17 protein-coding genes are annotated in these 19,318 nt (G+C 73.8%); 7 read left to right on the top strand and 10 right to left on the bottom strand.

Annotated elements, in window-relative coordinates; translation table 11 throughout:
• Nucleotides 1-64 precede the first annotated feature (64 nt).
• The 4 genes from ABZ898_RS10965 to ABZ898_RS10980 are packed head-to-tail and all read left to right on the top strand — an operon-like array spanning nucleotide 65 to nucleotide 4,740.
• A complete protein-coding gene (locus ABZ898_RS10965; protein ID WP_361655659.1) occupies nucleotides 65-1,657 on the top strand; it encodes an FAD-binding oxidoreductase in 1,593 nt (530 codons plus the stop codon).
• Between the two features lie 40 nt (nucleotides 1,658-1,697).
• Nucleotides 1,698-2,609 (top strand): YegS/Rv2252/BmrU family lipid kinase, encoded by a 912-nt coding sequence (locus tag ABZ898_RS10970; RefSeq protein ID WP_361655662.1) that lies wholly within the window; start codon nucleotides 1,698-1,700, stop codon nucleotides 2,607-2,609.
• Nucleotides 2,610-2,650: 41 nt separating this feature from the next.
• A complete protein-coding gene (locus ABZ898_RS10975; protein WP_361655665.1) occupies nucleotides 2,651-3,916 on the top strand; it encodes a glycosyltransferase family 4 protein in 1,266 nt (421 codons plus the stop codon).
• Nucleotides 3,913-4,740 (top strand): transferase, encoded by an 828-nt coding sequence (locus ABZ898_RS10980; RefSeq protein ID WP_361655667.1) that lies wholly within the window; start codon nucleotides 3,913-3,915, stop codon nucleotides 4,738-4,740. The genes ABZ898_RS10975 and ABZ898_RS10980 overlap by 4 nt, the downstream gene beginning before the upstream one ends.
• A gap of 7 nt (nucleotides 4,741-4,747) precedes the next feature.
• On the opposite strand, the gene ABZ898_RS10985 is transcribed toward ABZ898_RS10980, so the two are convergent.
• Together ABZ898_RS10985 and ABZ898_RS10990 are read right to left on the bottom strand one after the other, a co-directional pair.
• On the bottom strand, nucleotides 4,748-6,661 hold the full coding sequence (locus ABZ898_RS10985; RefSeq protein ID WP_361655670.1) for a cellulase family glycosylhydrolase: 1,914 nt from the start codon (nucleotides 6,659-6,661) through the stop codon (nucleotides 4,748-4,750).
• Nucleotides 6,662-6,786: 125 nt separating this feature from the next.
• A complete protein-coding gene (locus ABZ898_RS10990) occupies nucleotides 6,787-8,868 on the bottom strand; it encodes a SpoIIE family protein phosphatase (protein ID WP_361655673.1) in 2,082 nt (693 codons plus the stop codon).
• Nucleotides 8,869-8,973: 105 nt separating this feature from the next.
• On the opposite strand from ABZ898_RS10990, the gene ABZ898_RS10995 reads away from it, so the two are divergent.
• Nucleotides 8,974-9,561, top strand: a complete 588-nt coding sequence (locus ABZ898_RS10995; RefSeq protein WP_361655676.1) for a thioredoxin domain-containing protein — start codon at nucleotides 8,974-8,976, stop codon at nucleotides 9,559-9,561.
• Between the two features lie 103 nt (nucleotides 9,562-9,664).
• Nucleotides 9,665-10,051, top strand: a complete 387-nt coding sequence (locus ABZ898_RS11000) for an NUDIX domain-containing protein (protein ID WP_361655679.1) — start codon at nucleotides 9,665-9,667, stop codon at nucleotides 10,049-10,051.
• A gap of 8 nt (nucleotides 10,052-10,059) precedes the next feature.
• Here ABZ898_RS11000 and ABZ898_RS11005 read toward each other — a convergent pair whose 3' ends face one another.
• A complete protein-coding gene (locus ABZ898_RS11005) occupies nucleotides 10,060-11,814 on the bottom strand; it encodes an FUSC family protein (RefSeq protein ID WP_361655682.1) in 1,755 nt (584 codons plus the stop codon).
• 106 nt (nucleotides 11,815-11,920) lie between these two features.
• On the opposite strand from ABZ898_RS11005, the gene ABZ898_RS11010 reads away from it, so the two are divergent.
• Nucleotides 11,921-12,562 carry a DUF1345 domain-containing protein gene (locus ABZ898_RS11010; protein ID WP_361655685.1) on the top strand — a complete coding sequence of 214 codons (642 nt, stop codon included), beginning with the start codon at nucleotides 11,921-11,923 and terminating at the stop codon, nucleotides 12,560-12,562.
• Here the strand turns inward: ABZ898_RS11010 and ABZ898_RS11015 are convergent, their stop codons facing one another.
• From ABZ898_RS11015 to ABZ898_RS11045, 7 genes are all read right to left on the bottom strand, one after another.
• A complete protein-coding gene (locus tag ABZ898_RS11015) occupies nucleotides 12,563-13,015 on the bottom strand; it encodes a molybdenum cofactor biosynthesis protein MoaE (protein ID WP_361655688.1) in 453 nt (150 codons plus the stop codon). It abuts the gene before it with no gap.
• 72 nt (nucleotides 13,016-13,087) lie between these two features.
• Nucleotides 13,088-13,363 (bottom strand): MoaD/ThiS family protein, encoded by a 276-nt coding sequence (locus ABZ898_RS11020; protein WP_361655691.1) that lies wholly within the window; start codon nucleotides 13,361-13,363, stop codon nucleotides 13,088-13,090.
• A 79-nt stretch (nucleotides 13,364-13,442) separates the two neighbouring features.
• Nucleotides 13,443-14,648: a molybdopterin molybdotransferase MoeA gene (locus tag ABZ898_RS11025; protein WP_361655693.1), complete on the bottom strand. Its 1,206-nt coding sequence runs from the start codon at nucleotides 14,646-14,648 to the stop codon at nucleotides 13,443-13,445.
• Nucleotides 14,645-14,902, bottom strand: coding sequence for a DUF6457 domain-containing protein (locus tag ABZ898_RS11030; RefSeq protein WP_361655696.1), 258 nt, complete (start codon nucleotides 14,900-14,902; stop codon nucleotides 14,645-14,647). Before ABZ898_RS11030 ends, ABZ898_RS11025 begins: the two co-directional genes overlap by 4 nt.
• A gap of 55 nt (nucleotides 14,903-14,957) precedes the next feature.
• A complete protein-coding gene (gene moaA, locus ABZ898_RS11035) occupies nucleotides 14,958-15,938 on the bottom strand; it encodes a GTP 3',8-cyclase MoaA (protein ID WP_361656285.1) in 981 nt (326 codons plus the stop codon).
• Between the two features lie 467 nt (nucleotides 15,939-16,405).
• Nucleotides 16,406-17,440, bottom strand: coding sequence for a cytochrome d ubiquinol oxidase subunit II (gene cydB / locus ABZ898_RS11040; RefSeq protein ID WP_361655699.1), 1,035 nt, complete (start codon nucleotides 17,438-17,440; stop codon nucleotides 16,406-16,408).
• Nucleotides 17,441-17,463: 23 nt separating this feature from the next.
• Complete coding sequence (locus ABZ898_RS11045; protein WP_361655702.1) at nucleotides 17,464-19,029, bottom strand: cytochrome ubiquinol oxidase subunit I; 1,566 nt, start codon at nucleotides 19,027-19,029, stop codon at nucleotides 17,464-17,466.
• Nucleotides 19,030-19,318 lie beyond the last annotated feature (289 nt).

Here is a 19,318-nt window from a genome sequence, read left to right on the forward strand (position 1 = left end):
CCCCGGCGGCCGGGGGGAGATGGCGCCGCACACACCGAACCGACCTGGTGAGGACGACCGTTCGATGGACATGCTGTGGAACGGCTGGGGCGACCCGGCGAAGGCGGCCCCCCTGCCCGAAGCGGTGGCCGGGCTCCTGCACGACCTGCTCGGCGTCCGCCCGAGCGCCTCGACTCCCGTCGCCCTGAACGACATCGAGCTGCCCGGACCGGTGCTCGCCCCCGCGGTGCTGAAGGACCTCGCCGACGCCGTGGGCTCGGCGGACCACGTCCGCACCGACACCGAGAGCCGCGTCCGCCACACCCGCGGCAAATCCACCCCCGACCTGCTGCGCATCCGCGCGGGCGACGTCACGGACGTGCCGCGGGCCGTGGTCCTGCCCGCCTCCCACGAGGAGGTGCTCGCCGTCCTGCGGGCCTGCGCCGCCCATCGGGTGGCCGTCGTGCCCTACGGGGGCGGCACCAGCGTCGTCGGCGGACTCGCCCCCGAGCACGGGGAGTTCGTCGCGCTCGACCTGCGCCGGATGGACGCCCTCCTCGACCTCGACCCGGTCTCGCGCACCGCCGTCCTCCAGCCCGGCCTGCGCGGCCCGCGGGCCGAAGCCCTGCTCGCCGCACAGGGGTTCACGCTCGGCCACTTCCCGCAGTCCTTCGAGTGGGCCACCGTCGGAGGCTTCGCCGCCGCCCGCTCCAGCGGCCAGGCGTCCGCCGGGTACGGCCGCTTCGACGAGATGGTCCTCGGCCTCACCCTCGCCACCCCCGAGGGCACCATCGAGACCGGCCGGGCCCCGCGCTCCGCCGCCGGGCCCGACCTGCGCCAGCTCCTCCTCGGCTCCGAGGGCGCCCTCGGCGTCATCACCTCCGTCACCGTCCGCGTACGGCCCCAGCCGGAGCAACGCCTCTACGAGGGCTGGCGGTTCGACTCCTTCGCCGAGGGCGGCGCCGCGCTGCGCAGGCTCGCCCAGGACGGCCCCCGGCCCACCGTGCTCCGCCTCTCCGACGAGACCGAGACCCTGGTCGGCCTCGCCCAGCCCGACGCCATCGGCGCCGCCATGGCCGACGGCGGCACCGGCTGCCTCGCCGTCACCGGCTACGAGGGCACCGCGGCCGACACCGCCCGGCGCCGCGAGGAGGCGGCGGCCGTCCTGCGGGAATGCGGCGGCACCCTCGTCGGCACCGGACCCGGCGAACGCTGGGCCCACGGCCGCTACTCCGCGCCCTACCTGCGCGACGCCCTCCTCGACGCCGGCGCCTTCGCCGAGACCCTGGAGACCGCCGCGTTCTGGTCCCGGATACCCGCGCTGTACACCGCCGTACGCACCGCCCTCACCGACACCCTCACCCGCGCCGGCACCCCGCCCCTGGTCATGTGCCACATCTCCCACGTCTACGAGAACGGCGCCTCCCTCTACTTCACCGTCGTCAGCGCCCAGGGCGAGAATCCCCTCACGCACTGGACGCCCGCCAAGCACGCGGCCAACGAGGCCGTGCTCGCGGCGGGCGGCACCATCTCCCACCACCACGGCGTCGGCACCGACCACCGCGACTGGTACGTGCGCGAGGCCGGACCGCTCGCCGTCGACGCGCTGCGTGCCGTCAAGGCCCGCCTCGACCCGGCGGGACTCCTCAACCCCGGCGTGCTGCTCCCCACCGACTGACCCGCCCCGCCCGCCCACCGCCCGCCCCGGAGGCACACCCATGCGCAACTTCACCGCCGTGGTCAACCCGACCGCGGGCGCCAGCACCGGGGCGGCCACGCTCCTGGCGGTGGCGCGTCATCTCCGCGAGGCCGGCGCCGGCCTGGAGACCGAGTACAGCCACAGCCTGGCCCACGCCCGCGAGACCGCGCTGCGCGCCGGGGCGAGCGGCCGCGTCGTCCTCGCCGTCGGCGGCGACGGCATGGCCGGCGGCATCGGGGGAGCGCTCAGCGGCACCGGCGCCCCGCTGGGCCTCGTACCCGCCGGACGCGGCAACGACTTCGCCCGCGCCCTCGGTCTGCCCGACGACCCCGCCGCCCTCGCCGAGATCCTGCTGCACGCCGAACCCCAGCACGTGGACACCATCGAGGTCGAGTCCGCCGTCCACCCGCGCACCGTCGTCCTCGGCAGCGTCTACGCCGGGGTCGACGCCCTCGCCAACCGGTACGCCAACCAGTCCCGCCTGCTGCGCGGCGCCGCCTCCTACTACGCGGGCGGGCTGCGCGCCGTGGCGGCCTGGCGCACCGCCGAGTACCGGATCACCCTCGACGGCGAGACGGTCCCGCACCGCGGCTACACCGTCGTCGCCGCCAACTCCCCCTACTACGGCTTCGGCCGCGCCATCGCGCCCGACGCCCGGCTGGACGACGGCCTCCTCGACATCGTGCTCATCCGCGAGGCCCCGCGCCATCTCTTCTTCACCCTCATGAACGAGCTGAAGACCGGCGCCCACGTCCACCGCCCCGAGGTCCAGGTCCTGCGCGGCCGGGAACTGCGCGTCGAGGCCGACCGGCCCGTCCCCTACGGAGCCGACGGGGAGGTGGAGGCCACCCTGCCCGTCACCGTCCGGGTCCGCCCCGCCGACCTGGGCGTGCTGTGTCCCTCTCCGGAACCGAAGGCCACGAAGCGGTAACGTCTTGCAACCGCGGGTGCCTCGACAAGGTCTGGACCGGCATGAAGATCTCTTTCCTGCTCCACAGCGCGTACGCGATCGGAGGGACGATCACCACGACCTTCAATCTGGCCGGGGCGCTCGCCGAACGCCACGACGTGGAGATCGTCTCCGTGTTCCGCAACAGGGAGCGCCCCACCTTCACCCTCGACCCGCGGGTCCGGCTGCGCCCCCTGGTCGATCTGCGCGAGGAGCAGGACCACCCGGCCCACCGCGAACCCGCGCGGGTCTTCCCCACCGCCGAGGGACGCCACGGCGAGTACAGCAGGCTGACCGACGAGCGGATCGCCGAGTGCCTGGCCACCACGGACGCCGAGGTCGTCATCGGCACCCGGCCCGGCCTGAACGTGCACCTCGCCCGCCAGGCACCCGGCCATGTGCTCCGCGTCGGCCAGGAACACCTCACCTGGGACCACCACTCCCCGCAGCTGCGCACCGTGCTGCGCCGCGCCTACCGCGGCCTCGACCTGCTCACCACCGTCACCGAGGCGGACGCCCGGGCCTACCGGCGCGGCGCCTGGCTGCCCGCCGTCCGCGTCGAAGCGGTGCCCAACAGCGTGCCCGAACCCGTCCTCGCGCCCTCGGACGGCAGCACCCGGATCATCGCCGCCGCGGGCAGACTCGTCCCGATGAAGGACTACGAGACCCTGATCCGCGCCTTCGCGCACGTCGCCGCCGCCCACCCCGACTGGCGGCTGCGCATCTACGGCCGGGGCGAGGAACGCGACCGGCTGCGCGCCCTGATCGAGCGGCTGGGACTCAGCGAGAGCGCCTTCCTGATGGGCGCGGCCGTGCCCATGGAGTCCGAGTGGGTCAAGGCGTCCATCGCCACCGCCTCCTCCAACTTCGAGCCCTTCGGCATGACCATCGTCGAGGCGATGCGCTGCGGCGTGCCCGTCGTCAGCACCGACTGCGCCCACGGACCCGGCGAGATCATCCGGGACGGCGTCGACGGACGGCTGGTGCCCGTCGGTGACGCCGACGCCTTCGGCGCCGCCCTGCTGGACCTCGTCCGCGACGACGAACGCCGCCGCACCATGGGCAAGGCGGCCCTGGAGAACTCCCGCCGCTTCGCCCCCGACACGGTCGTCGCCCACGCCGAGAACCTGCTGGCCGACGCCCTCGCCGCCAAGAAGGCGGGCCGCCGCCCGCCCCGCGCACCGCACGCCGGGCGCCGCCGTCTGACGGCCGGCGGCCACAGCGCCCGCGACCTCGCCCACACGGCCGCCGCCGGCGCGGTGCGCACCGTGCGCGGGTGGCGGCGATGAGCACGACCAGCGACAAGGAGACCCGCGTGATCCGCGTGACCTGTACGGCCGACGCGGACGGCCGCGTCACCTTCCACCTCCCCCTGCCCGAGCCGGACGGCCGCCACCGCCTGCTGCTGCGGGCCAGGCCGCGCAAGGGCGTGCCCGACCCCGCCGAACGCCGCCTGACGCTGACCGCCGGTGCCGACGGCCGGGCCCGCGCCGTGCTGGAGCCCCTGCCCGCGCTGGAGGAGGGGCGCTGGGACGCGTTCCTGCTCACCGGAGCGGACACCGAGCCCGAGCGGCTGGGCTCCGGCCCGCTGGACCTGCGGGTCCTGGTCGACGGCGCCCGCACCGACCGGCCGTCCCCGGTCGCCGTCCGCATCCCCTACCGGGCGCTGGACGGCTTCCTCACCGTACGGGCCTGGCTGCGCACCGCCCACGCCGAGACCAGCCGCGTCGAGGTCGCCGACCACGCCACCACGGTCACCGCCCGCCTGCACGGCGTCTCGTTCGGGGACGGCGCCGGGGTCCGGCTGCGCGGGCGGGGCACTGGCGCCGAGCGCACCGTACGCCCGGACACCGACGCGGACGGCCGGGGCTTCCGCTTCACCGTCGACCACGCCGGACTGACCGGCGGCGACGGCGCGGACGTCCGCTACTGGGACGTGGACGTCCTGCCCGCCGAAGGCGCGGCCCCCGTGCGCGTCGGCCGGCTCCTGGACGACGTGGCGGACCGCAAGCAGTCCTTCGTCCACCCGGCGGCGGACTCCGGCGGCCGCCTCGTACGCCCCTACTACACGGTCGACAACGACCTCTCCCTCGAAGTCACCGGCCCGTCCTGAGGTCGCGCTACGGCAGGGTCCGGCACAGCAGCGCCGCCGGACCCTGCCGGGCGCCGAACCGCGTGGTGAAGGCGATCCCGGCCGCGTACTCGCCCGCCCCGCACTGGCCCTTGTAGGCGCCCTGCGCGAACTCGCCGCCCGCGCCGTCCGCGGGGCGGTTGTCCGAGCGGTCGAACCACACGGTCCGCCCGCCGCCCGCCACCGCCGTACGGGCCGGAGCGCACAGCGCCGCCGACACCCGCTCGCCGCGCAGGCTGTAGCCGATCAGGAAGGCCCCGGACGGGCACTGGAACTTGGTGTACCCGGACGCCCAGTCACCTCCGGAGACGAACCGCTCGTCCGTGACGACGCTCTGCGTGCCGTCCGCCGCGCGGAGATCCCCCGTGCCCGTGTCCGTGCACAGCCCGCGTCCGCCCGTGCTGCCCAGCCCGATCAGCCGCAGTCCGTCCGGGCAGGCCGCCTTGCGGGCACCCGGGTCCCAGTCGCCGGTGCCGCGCACCCGCAGCGACTCCACCGCGTCCCCGTGGTCGGTGTTCAGCATCTTCCACACCGCGGCCGCCGCCACCGGGCCCGACTTCCCCGGTGTGTCCATCAGGTGCCGCCACGCCGTGGCCCGCCAGTCGCCGGAGTCGAGCAGACCGGAGCGGCGCCCGCCCTCGTCGTAGCGCAGCAGCGCCCAGTCGTCGTGCCCGTCGAAGCCGACCAGCGGCCAGTACGCGAAGTCGGCGTCGTGGTCGGCGAAGTAGTCGGTGATGTTGCCGAACCAGGCCCGGGTCGCCGGGTTGGTCTCCCCGGCCCCGGCGCCGAACTCGCTGATCCACACCGGCGCGGTGTAGTGGCGCCCCGACTCCTCCACGAAGAACGCCTCGTCGGTGAGCGCCGCGTTCAGCTCGTCGCGGGACAGGTCCTGGTAGCGGGCGTCGTGCGTCTCGCCGATACCGGTGGCGCCGCTGTGCCGGGGGCCGGTGTAGCCGTAGAAGTGGGCCGAGTAGACCAGCTTGTGGGAGTCGACCAGGGTGTGGGAGAGGGTGCGCGCCGGGGCCAGCTGCGGTCGGCCGTGGGGGAGTCCGTCCACCGGGAGGCCGGTCCAGTTGATGCCCTCGATGACGATCAGCAGCCTGGGGTTGGCCTCGGCCAGGATGCGGTCGCCCGCCGTCTGCGCGGCGGCGTACCAGTCGTGCTCGTCGCCCAGGCCCCAGTTGGGGTCGTCCAGGACGTCCCGGCGCACCTCGTTGTAGAGGTCGGCGCCGACCACGCCGGGCACGGAGGCGTAGCGGCGGGCCATGAACACCCAGTCGTCGGCCCACTGCCCCGTGGACTGCGCCTTGTTCCAGCGCTCGTTGCCGTCGATCCCGCAGCACCAGCGCGAGGTGTTGGTGTGGTTGTTCAGGATCACCGCGAACCCGGCCTGGCTGAGCGCGTCCACCACGCTGTCGTACACCTGGAGCGGGGTCTTGCCGCGCAGCCCGGGGTTGGCGGTCACCGCTGAGTCCGGCACGGGGGCCGTGCGGTGGATCAGCTCGTTGGAGAACGGCAGCCGGACGGTGTTGACGCCCAGTTCCCGGAAGTCGGCGAGCAGCCGGGCGACGGGGACGCGGTCCAGTCCGAGCGGGATGTCGTGCGCGTTCTGGCCCGCGTGGTGGTTCGCCGGGTCGTCGGTGCTGCCGCTGCCGGTCCAGGAACCTTGCGCCCCGTCCCAGTTGGCGGCCTTCAGCCGGAACCGCTCGCCCCGGGCGTCCACGATGTAGCGGCCCCGCGTCGACAGCGGCGCGGACCAGTCGGCGGCCGCCCGCGCGGCCGTGGGCGCGGCGGGTGCCGGGGCCTGTTCCGGTGCGGCGTGGGCGGTGACGGTCAGGGTGGAGGCGAGCAGTAACCCGGCGGCGATCACGGCCGTGCGCGGGAGACGGTGAGCGGTAGGCATGGGGGACCCTCGGCTGTGACGGGGATGGGAGCGCGGGATGCGTGGAGCGCAGTGTCCACCACGCCGCACCCGTCGCGGAAGGCACCGCACGGCCGATCGCGTCACTTCCGTTCACACCCCGACTCTCAGGTGTGCAGGGCGAGTTCGGCCCAGATGGTCTTGCCCCGGTGCTCGCGCCGGGTGCCCCAGCGCTCGGTGAGCTGGGAGGTGATCGTCAGACCGCGCCCGTGTTCGTCGTCGTCCTCGGCCTGCCGCAGCTGCGGCGCGGTGCTGCTGTCGTCGGTGACCTCGATGATCAGGCCCTCGTCGCGGACCAGGCGCAGCCGGATCGGCCCCTCGGAGTAGCGCACCGCGTTGGTGACCAGCTCGCTGACCACCAGTGTGGCGGTGAAGGCCAGGTCCGGCAGATGCCAGTGCCCGAGCCGGTCCTCGGTGCGCTCGCGGGCCAGGGAGACCGCCTGGGGTTCGTTCGGCAGCGACCAGGAGGCCACCTTGTCGGCGCCCAGGCTGAGCGTGCGGGCGACCAGCAGCACACCGTCGTCGGCCGGGCGCCGCGGCTCCGCCGCGTGCAGCAGGTCGTGGCAGATGTCCGGCAGCGGACGGTCCGGCGGTCGCAGCACGCGGCCCAGCTTGTCCAGCTGGACGGCGGAGTCCGGACCGGCCTCCCGCAGCAGCACCGGGTTGCACAGCACCATCAGCGTGCCCGCGGGCGCGTCGAAGTGCGCGGCACGGTAGCGGGGCGCGCCCCGGCCCAGCGCCGGGCCCACGGGGACGTGCGCGAAGACCGCCGGCTCGTCCGGGCGGGCCACGGCAGGGGGCGGATGGCCCGCGCTGGCCACCGTGCACCGGTGCGCCACCGGGTCGTAGACCGCGTACAGACAACAGGTGCCCGCGCGCAGGCTGTCCAGGGACTCGTCCGGATGCCGCGACTCCTCCGCGTCCAGCCGGCCCACCAGGTCGTGCAGACGCTCCAGCAGTTCCTCGGGCGGCAGGTCGAGCGAGGCCAGCGCGCCGATGGCGGCCCGCAGGCCCCCCATCGTGACGGCGGCCCGGATGCCTCGCGTGGGCGGCTCCCCGACGACCAGCGCCACCCGCGCCCCGGACAGCGGGATGATGTCGAACCAGTCCCCGCTGGTGCTGCTCGGCAGATAGCTGTGCGCGGTGGCCACCGCGCTGTGCCCCGGCACGTGCGCCGGACGCAGGCTGAGCTGGAGGATACGGGCCACCGAGCGCTCCCGGGTGTACAGCCGCGCGTTGTCCAGACACAGCGCGGTGTGCCGTGTCAGCTCGGTCGCCAGACGCAGGTCGTCCTCGGAGAAGGGTGCCGAGCCCCGGCCGCGGTAGAAGCGCGCCAGGCCCAGGACCCCGCCCCGCGCGGCCAGCGGGACCGCCATCGTCGAGCGGGCCCCGTCGCCCCGGTCCACCTCCCGCCCTCCGTGCGGCGCCTGCCCGTCCGTGTGGTCGTCCGCACCGTCCCGCGAGGGCGTGCCGTGCTCGGTGACGAGCACCGGGCGCCCCTCGGTCAGCACCTCCTTGTAGCGGGAGGTGAGCCCCGGCTCCAGCACACAGCCGACCTCCACCTCCCGGTGTCCGTCGGCCGCGAGCACCGACCGGTACCCGGCACAGCGCAGCAGCAGATCGCCGCCGAGGGACGCCACGTCCGGCACGTCGCCCCGCAGCACCGCGTCCAGCACGTCGACCACCACCGTGCCGGCCAGGTCGGGCACGCTGATGTCCGCCAGTTCCTGCGCCGTGTGCACGGTGTCGAGGCTGGTGCCGATGCGGGCGCTCGCCTCCCGCAGCACGGTCAGCCGGACCCGCGCCCGGTGCCGGTCGGTGGCGTCGACGACGCTCAGCGCCACCCCCGGCAGCCCGTCGGCCGCCTCCCGCAGCCGGAACGCCGACAGCGCGAGCACCCGGTCCGGCGCGTTCGGCGTGGCCCGGCCGGCCACCTCCAGATCCCGCCGCGGTTCGCCGGTGACCAGGACCTCGCGCAGCATCGCCTCCACGGGGTCGTGGTGCGGGGCGGTCGCCGTGCCGTCCAGCGGCGGGGCGCCGAAGTCCGCGGCCGCGTCGTTGCGGCCCACCATCCGCAGTGACCGGTCGAACACGTACAGCGGGTGCGGCCAGTCGGAGAACAGCGCGCCGAGCACGGCGCCGCCCAGGTCACCGCTCCGGTCGGGAGCCCTGTCGTGCGATGTGTCCACCCCTCAAGACTGCGCCCGCGAGCCGCGCCGTGTCGTGCCGACGGGGCTCCGCCCGCCCCTCGTCCACCGTTCGTGACCTAGGGCCTTCTGTGCCAAGCTCGGAACATGACTCCCGCGAACACGACCGGCAACGAGGGCACCACGCTGTACTACGGCGACCTGTCCGCGCCGCACGTGCTCCAGGTCTTCCTGGAGATGCGCGACCGGGCATCGGCCCGCATGACCAAGACCCTGCTCGACACGATCCGCAAGGGCGCCGACGACGGCACGTACGCGGTGAAGTTCCACTTCGCCGGGACGATGGACGACACCGTGGGCGGCAACGGCGACCAGAAGGCCCTCGGAGCGCTCGCGGCCGCGAGCGACGAGGGACAGAAGCAGTTCATCGAGTACCTCGGCGCGCTCTTCGACCACCAGCCCTTCCCGCCCGGCGACGACAAGTTCTCCCAGGGCTCGGTGCTGCTGTCCGTCGCCGGTGACGTCGACGGCCTGCGCTCCGGCGGCTTCGACCAGAAGGTCTCCGACGACACCTACCTGACCTGGGCCGGGGAGTCCATCGCCACCTTCGAGACCTTCGGCCTGCCCGGCACCCCGGCCGTCTGGTACGACCAGGAGAACATCCCGGTCACCACGGTCGAGGGCGAAGTGGACACCGACCCGCAGAAGTTCCTCGCCGCGATCAAGACCTCCTGACCTTCCCGGGTGCGGCGGCCGGCCGGTGGGTAGGGAACGACCGTCCGGCCGGCGGGCCGGGCGGTCGAGGCGCGCCGGGCGCGCGGGGAGGGGGCCGGAACACATGACTTCCGAGCGGGAGGCCGGCGGCACGGTCCGGGCGGTCGCGGTGTCCGACGGGCGGGTGCTGCTGGTGACCCCGGGGGAGGGCGCCGCCTGGACGCTCCCTTCCGGCGCCGCCGAACCGGCCGAGTCGCCGGGCGCCACGGCCGAGCGCGTCGTCTACGAACTCACCGGCCATCTCGTCGACGGCACCGAGCCGCTCGGCGCCCCCGACGACGAGTCCCCCGACCCCGTCCCCTCCGTGCTGTGCCGGCTGCTCACCGACGCGCCCTCCGACGGCGCCTCGCTGCCCGCGGCACAGATCCGCTGGGTCCCCTTCGACGAGGCCGCGCGGTACCCGCTGCCCCCGGCCGTCGGCGCCTACCTCCAGGGGCACAGCCCCGTCTGAGGTGGGCCTCAGTGGTGCAGGAGCCGCGCCAGCAGCAGATACGCGCGCTGTTCGGCCGCCGCGAGGGCCGCCGGATCGATGCCCGCCGACAGCAGCTCGCCGGCCGCCGCGTCGTCCGCCTCGCGCAACTCCACCACGGCGACGGCGAGATGGACCGGGATCACCGGGTGCGGCGGCCGGGAGCGGAACGCCAGCGCCCGCTCGGCGCGCTCGGTCGCCTCGGCGCAGCCCGCGAGCGCGCGCTCCACCCGTACCGCCGCCCGGTCGTGCACCACCAGCAGCGCGCACAGCAGCCCCGTGACGATGCCGAGCAGACTCCCGAGCCCGCGGTCCACGATCAGCTCCTCCGGGGACTCCGGGTCGGCCAGATCGCTCAGCAGCAGCGCCAGCGGCGTCAGGAACACGACGCCCAGACCGTAGTTGCGTACGACCATGTACTCCATCAGGAACTCCAGCGCCACGATCACCAGCGCCAGCAGCACGGGTTCCGGATGGCCGGCCAGCACCCCGAGGGCGATCATCAGGCCGAGTGCCGTGCCCAGGGTGCGCTGGACCGCACGCTGGACCGTGGTGCGGACGTTGACCGAGTGCAGCACGGCCGCCGCCGAGATCGCCGCCCAGTAGCCGTGCCCGAGACCGAGCGCCAGCGCCGCTCCGCCCGCGACCAGCGTGCCGAGCACCATCCGCAGCGCCGGCACCAGCAGCACCGACACCGGCTTGTGCCCGCCCGGCCGCCCCCGCACCAGCACCCACGCGCGCCGCGCCGCCGGATCGACCGGCAGCGGTGCGCGTGGCGAGAAGCGGCGTCCCGGCTCGGGCAGCAGCGAGGAGTACGCGGCCAGGTCGGGCAGCACCTGCGCGTAGCGCTGCTGACGGTCGGCCAGCACACCCGCCTGCGTACGCAGCAGCCGGGCCAGCTCCGGCGGGTCGTGCGGGGTGCCACGGGTGGAGTCGATCAGCAGCGACCAGGACAGGTCGGCCAGCCGCACACAGGTGTTGTCCTCACCGGGCCGCTTGGAGGTGCCCGGCGGCGCCAGCCCGAGCGAGTCGTACGCCTGGAGCACCGCGCCGGTGGCCCGGTGCCGGGAGCGGCCGACCCCGCCCCTGGCCGTGTCCAGCAGTTCGGCGAGCTGGCGCAGCGCGGCGGCCACCGACAGCCGCTGCGGCCGGTCGGGATGGACCAGCCGCCCCAGCAGGGCCAGCAGCCACGCCATCAGCGAGCCCGCAGCGGCCATCCCGGTACGCGGCAGCACCTGACCCGGTGTGGTGGTGGCGTTGGCGGCCACCGCGAAGGAGAACAGCAGCAGGATCGCGCCGAGGCCGCCGAGCCCGGTCGCGTCGCACACGTACTTGGACACGCCCGCCACCAGGGCCGTCGCCGCGACCACCACCGCCGCTCCGGCCACGGTCGACCACGGGCGCGCCACCGACGCCAGCGCCGAACCGAGGCCCACGCACGCCGTCATGGCGAGTGCGACCCAGGCCAGCACCCGCGCCCTGCGGCGGTAGGGCAGGTTACGGCCGAACGTCGTCGTGAACGCCCCGAGCATCCCGTAGACCGCGAGATCGGGCCGCCCGGCCAGCACGACCGGCAGGCCCGCCAGGGCCATCGCCAGCGCCGCGCGCACCGCGAACAGCAGCGCCCCGTCCACCCGCTGGAGGGCCAGCACCCCGCGCGGGAACAGCACATGCCCGACACCGGAGGTGTCCCACCGGCGTCCGCCGCCGGAACCGGCGGGGGAGGAACGGCGCAAAAGGGGCATGCTCGGTGTATACCACCTGACCTCGCCCGAGTCCTGATCCACCGGGGACGTGCCCCGGACTCCTCTGCCGGGCCGGAAGCCGTGAGCGGGGGTAGCGTGAGGGTGTATGAGCATGAGGCTGCCGGTTTCCGCGGTTCCCAGGCTCGGCGGCTCCCTCGTCGTCGGAGCGGTCATCGGCCTGATCGTCGGCCTGACCGGTCATCCGGCGCCGCTGGCCATACTCTCCGGCATCGCCGCCGTCGGCACCGTCTTCGTCGTCGCGGGCTGGATCGTGATGTGGCCCATGGACGCCGACGCCACCCACGCCAACGCCCGGCGCGAGGACTTCCGGCCCGCGGTGGACGAACTCGTGGTCGTCGCCGTCTCGCTGGTCGGCCTCGGCGGCATCGTCCTGATGCTGGTCGCGCACCGCTCCGACACCGACACCGGTGCCGCCGCGGCCATAGCGCTGCTCGGCGTCCTCATGGCCTGGGCCGCGCTGCACCTGATGTACACGACCCGCTACGCCTACCTGTACTACGGCCCGGCGCACGGCGGCATCGACTTCAACTCCCAGGCGGCGCCCGCCTACCCGGACTTCTTCTACTTCAGCTACAACCTCGGCATGACCTACCAGGTCTCCGACACCAGCGTGTCCAGTCCGCTGATCCGCGCGGTCGCGCTGAGGCACTGCCTGCTGTCGTACCTGTTCGGCATCAGCGTGCTGGCCACCACCATCAACCTCGTCGCGGGTGTCGTCACCGGCTGATCAGCAGGCGCCGACCCACTCCGTCGCGCCGTCGGTGAAGATCTGCCGCTTCCAGACGGGGACCTCGTGCTTGAGGGTGTCGATCAGCCTGCGGCACGCCGCGAACGCCTCGGCGCGGTGCGGGCAGGAGACCGCGGTGATCACCGCGACGTCCCCGATCGCCAGCAGGCCCGTACGGTGCACGGCGGCCAGGGCGCGCACCGGGAACTCGGCCGCGATCTCCTCGGCCACCCGGCGCAGCTCCGCCTCGGCGGAGGGGTGCGCGCTGTACTCCAGGGACGAGACGGACTTCCCGCCGTCGTGGTCGCGGACCGTGCCCACGAACAGCGCGGTGCCGCCCGCGGCGTCGTCACCGACCGCCGCGTACACCTCGTCGAGGGAGAGCGGGGTCTCGCGCAGGCCGAGCAGGCGGACGGGGGAGGGGAGCAGGGGCGGGGAGGTGTGCAGCGACATGACGTGATCCGGTTTCCGGGTGCGGGGGAATGGCGGGGGAACAGGGGGGAGGGGCGGCGGACGCGGGTGCGGTCAGCCGCCGGCGAAGGGCGGGAGCACCTCGACCGTGGCGCCGTCCCGCAGCGTGACCGAGGCGTGGTCGCGGACGCCGACGGGGTCGCCGTCGACCAGGAAGGAGCAGACGGCCAGCACCTGCGCGAACTTCGGCCGGTCCGCGTGACGGGACCGCGCCTGCTCCAGTGCCTGGGCGAGGGTCCCCGCCCGGTAGGACTCCTCCGCCGTGCCCGCCGCCCCCTTGGCCGCCGCCCAGTAGCGGATCGTCCCCGCGGGTGCCGTCTTCGTCTCCATGTCCTTCTGCCTTCTCCAGTGGGTCGTTCGTTCTTCGGTGAGGCCCGTAGGCCGGTAGGCCCGTCGGCCGTCGGTCCCGTCAGCCGGTGGGCAGCGGCAGCAGCTCCACCGCTTCGCCCGCCGCCGCGCCGCCGGGCGGGACCGCGGCCAGCGCGTCGGCGAGGGCCAGCCCGCGCAGCATCGCCGGACCGTCGTACGGCAGCGGGGCCACCCCGGTGCCGACGTCACGCACCGGCAGCAGCCGGGTGTCGCGCGGATGGCCGGGCAGCGCCTCGACGGTGACGGCACCGCGCGTCCCGGGTCCGGCGTGGCCGCCGAGGGCGCGCAGCAGGGGCGCGGCCAGGGTGACCGTCCCGGCCACGGCGGCCAGCGGATTGCCGGGCAGCCCGACCAGGCGCCGGGCGCGGCCGTCCGGCGCGGCGGGCAGCTGGGCCAGCAGCATCGGGTGTCCCGGCCGTACCGAGACCGAGTCGACGACGAGCCGGGCGCCCAGCAGCCGCAGCGTCTCGTGCAGGAAGTCCACGGGTCCGGCCGCCGTGCTGCCGGTGGTGATCACCACGTCGGCGGGGGAGCGGTCCACGGCCTCCCGCAGCTCCTGGAGCCGGTCGGCCACCCGACGCGTGCCGGTGACCTCCGCGCCCAGCGAGCGCAGCCAGGACGGCAGCAGCGGACCGAGCGCGTCGCGGACCCGGCCGCCGCGCGGCACCCCGCTCTCCAGCAGCTCGTCACCGAGGACGAGCACCTCGACGCCGGGGCGCCGGTGCACCACCAGCCGGTCGTAGCCGCTCGCGGCCGCCAGGCCCAGCACGGCCGGCGTGACGGTCGTCCCGGCGCTCAGCAGCGGCTCACCGCCGCGGCACTCCTGCCCGCGCGGCCGTACGTCGTGGCCATCGGGGAGCGGGCCGGGGGCGGTGAGGTGGAGCAGGCTCGTGGACCGCTCCACCTCACCGTGCTCGCGGCGCAGTACGGCGCTCGCCCCCGGCGGCAGCGGCGCGCCGGTGGCGATCGGCACGGCGGTGCCGGCCGCGAGCGGTTCCGGCTGCTGACCGGCGAGCACGCCCCGCTCGCCCAACTGCCAGGGCCCGGGCCCGGACACGGCCCAGCCGTCCATCGCGGAGGTCGCGAACGACGGCAGGTCGGTGAGCGCGGTCAGCGGCTCGGCCAGGGCGTGGCCGAGCGCGTCGGCGAGGGTGCGCGGCACACCGGGCAGGGGGTGCCCGGCGGCGTCACGCGCCAGGGACCGGGCCCGCTGCCAGGAGGGGTGGTGTGCCGTCGGGCCGGTCACAGCGCCGCCGCGCCCTTCTCACGCTCGGCGGCCCACTTCTCGGCCAGCTCGGTCACCCTGCTGTTCGCCTCCGACACCGCGCCGGTGCCACCGGCCCGGAGGGCGGCCGCGTAGCCGACCAGGAAGGAGGTGATGGGGGCGGCCGGACGGGCCACCTCGTGCGCGACCACCTTGGTCATGTCCAGCAGCTCGGCGATGTCGACATCGAGGTCGACGCCCAGCTCGGCCTTGGCGGCCGCGATCCATTCGTGCATCCGGTTCACTTCTTCGATCCTCACGTTCGTCGGTACCGGGTCGTCGGTGCGGGTCTCAGCCGCCGATGGCCGACATCGGGCGGTCGGGGCGGCGGAAGTCCTCGCTGTTGATGGCGTGGCCGGGGCCCTTGACGGCGATGCAGGAGCGCCACGCGGCCTCCAGCGCGTCGTCGTCGGCGCCCGCGCGGAGCAGGGCGCGCAGGTCGGACTCCTTCGTGGCGAACAGGCAGTTGCGCAGCTGGCCGTCGGCGGTCAGCCGCACCCGGTCGCAGTTGCCGCAGAACGGGCGGGTGACGCTGGCGATGACCCCGACGACCGCGTCCGTGCCGTCGATCCGCCACTCCTCGGCCGGGGCGTTGTCCTCACGGGGGACGGGGGTCAGGGTGAAACGCTCGCCGATCCGGTCCAGGATCTCGGCGGCGGTGACCATCTTCTCCCGCTCCCAGGCGCCCTGGGCGTCCAGCGGCATCGACTCGATGAACCGCATCCGGTAGCCGTTCTCCACGGCGAACGCGGTCAGGTCGGCGATCTCGTCGTCGTTGACGCCGCGCACCGGCACGGCGTTCACCTTGACCGGGTCGAGACCGGCGGCACGGGCCGCTCGCAGCCCCTGGAGCACATCGGCGAGCCGGTCGCGGCGGGTGATCTCGGCGAAGCGCTCGGGGCGCAGGGTGTCCAGGCTGACGTTGACCCGGCCGAGCCCCGCCTCCCGCAGCGCGACGGCGGTACGGGCCAGCCCGATGCCGTTGGTGGTGATGGACAGGTCGGGCGCCGTCTTAAGGGCGGACAGCCGGGCGATCAGACCGGGCAGGCCCCGGCGCACCAGGGGCTCACCGCCGGTGAGCCGGACCTCGGTGATGCCCAGGCGCCCGGTGGCGATGCCGACCAGGCGGACGATCTCGTCGTCGGTGAGCAGCTCGTCCTTGGGCAGCCAGGCCAGGCCCTCGGCGGGCATGCAGTAGGTGCAGCGCAGATTGCAGCGGTCGGTCAGGGACAGGCGCAGATCGGTGTGGACGCGGCCGAAGCGGTCCACCAGCGGCTGTGGGGCGGTGCCCCGACGCGTACCGGTGACGGCGGTGTCGCTGTGCTGGTCGGTGAGCGGTCGGGACACGGGCCTGCCTTCTTCCTGTGCTGCCGGTGTGCGGTCGTACGGTGTGCGGTCTTCCTGCGCCCGGCGGCGGCCGTCCGGGCGTGTCCTGCGTGCTCCGGGCCGCCGCTCCGGCGCCCCGGACGCGGGCTCCTCGCCCGCCGGGCCTGCCCCGCGCCACAGGCCGCGGACCGCACGGCCGGCGCCGGGGACGCCGCCGGGCTCGACCAGGCGCGGCCGCGGCGAGACGCGTCCGCGACGCCCGCGCGGCCGGGACACACTCCGATGATCATCTCGGTCGGCGGCCCGGCGGGCGGACATCGCCACGCCGTCGGCCGCCTCCCCCCGGCCCGCGCGCTCGGCGCGGGCACGGGAGAGACGGCGCAGGGCGCGGCACGTCATGGCGCGTCGGGTGTTCACGGCGCGACGCGGTGGACCGGTGCGTGGGCGTGCGCGCTGACGGGGATGTGCTGGACGCCGATCCGCTTGCGGAACACCCAGTAGGTCCAGCCCTGGTAGAGCAGCACCAGCGGGGTGGCGAAACCGGCGACCCAGGTGATGATCCCCAGCGTGTACGAGCCGGCGGCCGCGTTGGTCGCGGTCAGGCTCCAGGCCGGGTCCAGGCTGGACGGCATCACCTCGGGGAACAGAGCGAGGAAGAGCATCGCGGTGGACGCCACCACGCTCAGCCCCGAGGCGACGAACGCCCGCCCCTCGCGGGCGCCGAAGTTGAAGCCAAGCGACACCAGCACCGCCAGCACGGCGACCGCCTCGGCGATCAGGCTGCGCACATTGCCGGTGTCGACCTGGGTCCAGGTCAGGAAGGCCAGCAGCAGCAGGACGGCCAGCACACCGGAGGTCTGCGCCAGGTGCCGGGCCCGGTGCCGGATGCTGCCCACGGTCTTCAGCGAGGTGAACACCGCGCCGTGGAAAGTGAACAGGACGGTCGTGGTCACGCCGCCCAGCAGCGCGTACGGCTGGACCAGCTCGGCGAGCCCGCCGTGGTACTCGTGGTCGGCGCCGATCGGCAGGCCGTGGACCATGGCGGCGAACAGCACGCCCCACAGGAAGGCCAGCACCAGCGAGGTGACGAAGACGATCGCCTCCCAGTTGCGCTTCCAGCGCTCACCGTCGCGCTTGTGCCGGTACTCGAAGGCCACGCCGCGCAGGATCAGGCAGAGCAGGATGACGAACATCGGCAGGTAGAAGCCGCTGAACATCGTGGCGTACCAGTCGGGGAAGGCGGCGAAGGTCGCGCCGGCCGCGGTGACCAGCCAGACCTCGTTGCCGTCCCAGACGGGGCCGATGGTGTTGAGCAGGACACGGCGCTCGGTCTCGCCGCGCGCGAGCACGCGGGTCAGGATGCCCACGCCGAAGTCAAAGCCCTCCAGGAAGAAGTACCCGACCCACAGCAGGGCTATGACGAAGAACCAGAGGTCATGGAGATGCACGGTTCCGGTCTCTCTCTAACTAATCAGTAGGCGAAGGCGAGCGGCTTGTCGGCGTCCTTGGGGGCGCCGTCGAGCGTGGAGTCCCCGCCGAGCTTGATGTCCCTGAGCGGTGGCCGTTCGGCGGTGACCGGTCCGGCGCCCGCGTACTTCACCAGCAGCTTCAGCTCGACCACGGCGAGCGCGATGTACAGCAGGCTGAAGCCGATCAGCGTGATGAGCTGCTCGGTGAGCGAGACGTTGGGGGAGACCGCGTCGACGGTGCGCAGCAGACCGGTGACGGCCCACGGCTGACGGCCCATCGCGGTGAAGATCCAGCCGAAGGAGTTGGCGATCACCGGGAACGCCAGGGTGAGGATGCCGGCCCGCCAGGCCAGACCGCTCGCCATCGCGCCGAGTTCGCGCTTCCTGGTGAGCATCAGCCGCGGCACGTCGAAGGAGCCGGTGCGGAACTCGGGGGCGACCCAGAACTTCCGCCGCGTCAGCCAGAGTCCGGCCGCGCCGAGGCTGAAGGAGGTCATGCCGAACAGGATCATCGCCCGGAAGCCCCAGTAGGTCATGGGGACGTTCGGTATGTACTCGGCCGGTGAACCGCCGTACGCGGCCGCCTCGGCCTTGGCCGTGTCGTTGATGCCGGGGACCGCCGAGTGGAAGTCCTTGTGCGCCAGGAACGAGAGCAGGCCGGGGACCTGGATGTCGACGCTGTTGCGCTGGTGTTCGACGTCCGGGACGGAGAAGGCGGAGAAGGGGGCGGGCGCCTCCTTGTCCCACAGCGCCTCGGCGGCGGCCATCTTCATCGGCTGCTGCTCGAACATCACCTCGCCGAGCTTGTCACCGCTGATCGCGGTGCCCAGGCCGAAGATCACGGCCAGCACGAGACCGAGCCGCAGCGAGGTGCGCATGGCCGCGACCTGCTTGAGGTCGTTGGGCCGGCCGCGACGCTGGCGCCGGGCGGCGCGGTACAGGTGGATGGCGGAGATGCCCATGACGAAGGCGGCGCCGGTCAGGAACGCGGCGGTCAGGGTGTGGGCGACCACCACCAGGTTGAGCTTCTGGAAGAGCACCGCGCCGATGTCGGTCAGATGCGCCTTGCCGTGCGCCTTGTCCAGGCTGAAGCCCACCGGGTTCTGCATGAAGGAGTTCGCGGCGAGGATGAAGTACGTCGACAGGATGGTGCCGATGGAGACCATCCAGATGCACGCGCAGTGGATCTTCTTGGGCAGCTTGTCCCAGCCGAAGATCCACAGCCCGATGAAGGTGGACTCGAAGAAGAAGGCCAGCAGGGCCTCCAGGGCGAGTGGTGCGCCGAAGACATCGCCCACGAAGCGGGAGTAGGCGGACCAGTTCATGCCGAACTGGAACTCCTGCACCAGCCCGGTGACGACACCCATGGCGATGTTGATCAGGAAGAGCTTGCCCCAGAACTTGGTGGCGTGGAAGTACTTCGTCTTACCCGTGCGTACGTACGCCGTCTCCAGTCCCGCCGTGATCGCCACCAGGCTGATGGTGAGGGGCACGAACAGGTAGTGGTAGACGGTGGTCATCCCGAACTGCCATCGCGCGATGGTGTCCGGGGCCAGTGCCAGGTCCACGGCAGGTCTCTCCTCAACTCCGCGGGCGCCGCTCGCGCCGGTCAGGCGCGGGTCACCGCCGGAGGGTGAATGTGAATATGTCGCATTGCCCCGTCCGTGGTCGGTATTCCAGCGGCGGTGAATGCTTGACTGCTGTCCGTCGGCCAGCGTCGACCAATTTCCGTTGCAAGTCAAAGAGGGGTGGTCGATCGAGTAATAGGTGGTACTTATCCTTGCTCCGGACGGCCCGTCGGGGCGCTGGCCTCACTCGCATTGTGCCTGGTCGGAGGCGTGGAGGGAAATGTGAGAT

The sequence above is a fragment of the Streptomyces sp. NPDC046860 genome (assembly GCF_040645115.1).
In the GTDB taxonomy this organism is placed as follows: domain Bacteria; phylum Actinomycetota; class Actinomycetes; order Streptomycetales; family Streptomycetaceae; genus Streptomyces.

Excerpts from the sequence above, each read along its gene's own strand:
- ABZ898_RS11010 (WP_361655685.1), top strand. The coding sequence starts at position 11,921 with ATGAGCATGAGGCTGCCGGTTTCCGCGGTTCCCAGGCTCGGCGGCTCC.
- ABZ898_RS10970 (WP_361655662.1), top strand. The coding sequence starts at position 1,698 with ATGCGCAACTTCACCGCCGTGGTCAACCCGACCGCGGGCGCCAGCACC.
- ABZ898_RS10980 (WP_361655667.1), top strand. The coding sequence starts at position 3,913 with ATGAGCACGACCAGCGACAAGGAGACCCGCGTGATCCGCGTGACCTGT.
- ABZ898_RS10965 (WP_361655659.1), top strand. The coding sequence starts at position 65 with ATGGACATGCTGTGGAACGGCTGGGGCGACCCGGCGAAGGCGGCCCCC.
- ABZ898_RS10985 (WP_361655670.1), bottom strand. The coding sequence starts at position 6,661 with ATGCCTACCGCTCACCGTCTCCCGCGCACGGCCGTGATCGCCGCCGGG.
- ABZ898_RS11015 (WP_361655688.1), bottom strand. The coding sequence starts at position 13,015 with ATGTCGCTGCACACCTCCCCGCCCCTGCTCCCCTCCCCCGTCCGCCTG.
- ABZ898_RS10975 (WP_361655665.1), top strand. The coding sequence starts at position 2,651 with ATGAAGATCTCTTTCCTGCTCCACAGCGCGTACGCGATCGGAGGGACG.
- ABZ898_RS11030 (WP_361655696.1), bottom strand. The coding sequence starts at position 14,902 with ATGCACGAATGGATCGCGGCCGCCAAGGCCGAGCTGGGCGTCGACCTC.
- ABZ898_RS11005 (WP_361655682.1), bottom strand. The coding sequence starts at position 11,814 with ATGCCCCTTTTGCGCCGTTCCTCCCCCGCCGGTTCCGGCGGCGGACGC.
- ABZ898_RS11020 (WP_361655691.1), bottom strand. The coding sequence starts at position 13,363 with ATGGAGACGAAGACGGCACCCGCGGGGACGATCCGCTACTGGGCGGCG.
- ABZ898_RS11000 (WP_361655679.1), top strand. The coding sequence starts at position 9,665 with ATGACTTCCGAGCGGGAGGCCGGCGGCACGGTCCGGGCGGTCGCGGTG.
- ABZ898_RS10995 (WP_361655676.1), top strand. The coding sequence starts at position 8,974 with ATGACTCCCGCGAACACGACCGGCAACGAGGGCACCACGCTGTACTAC.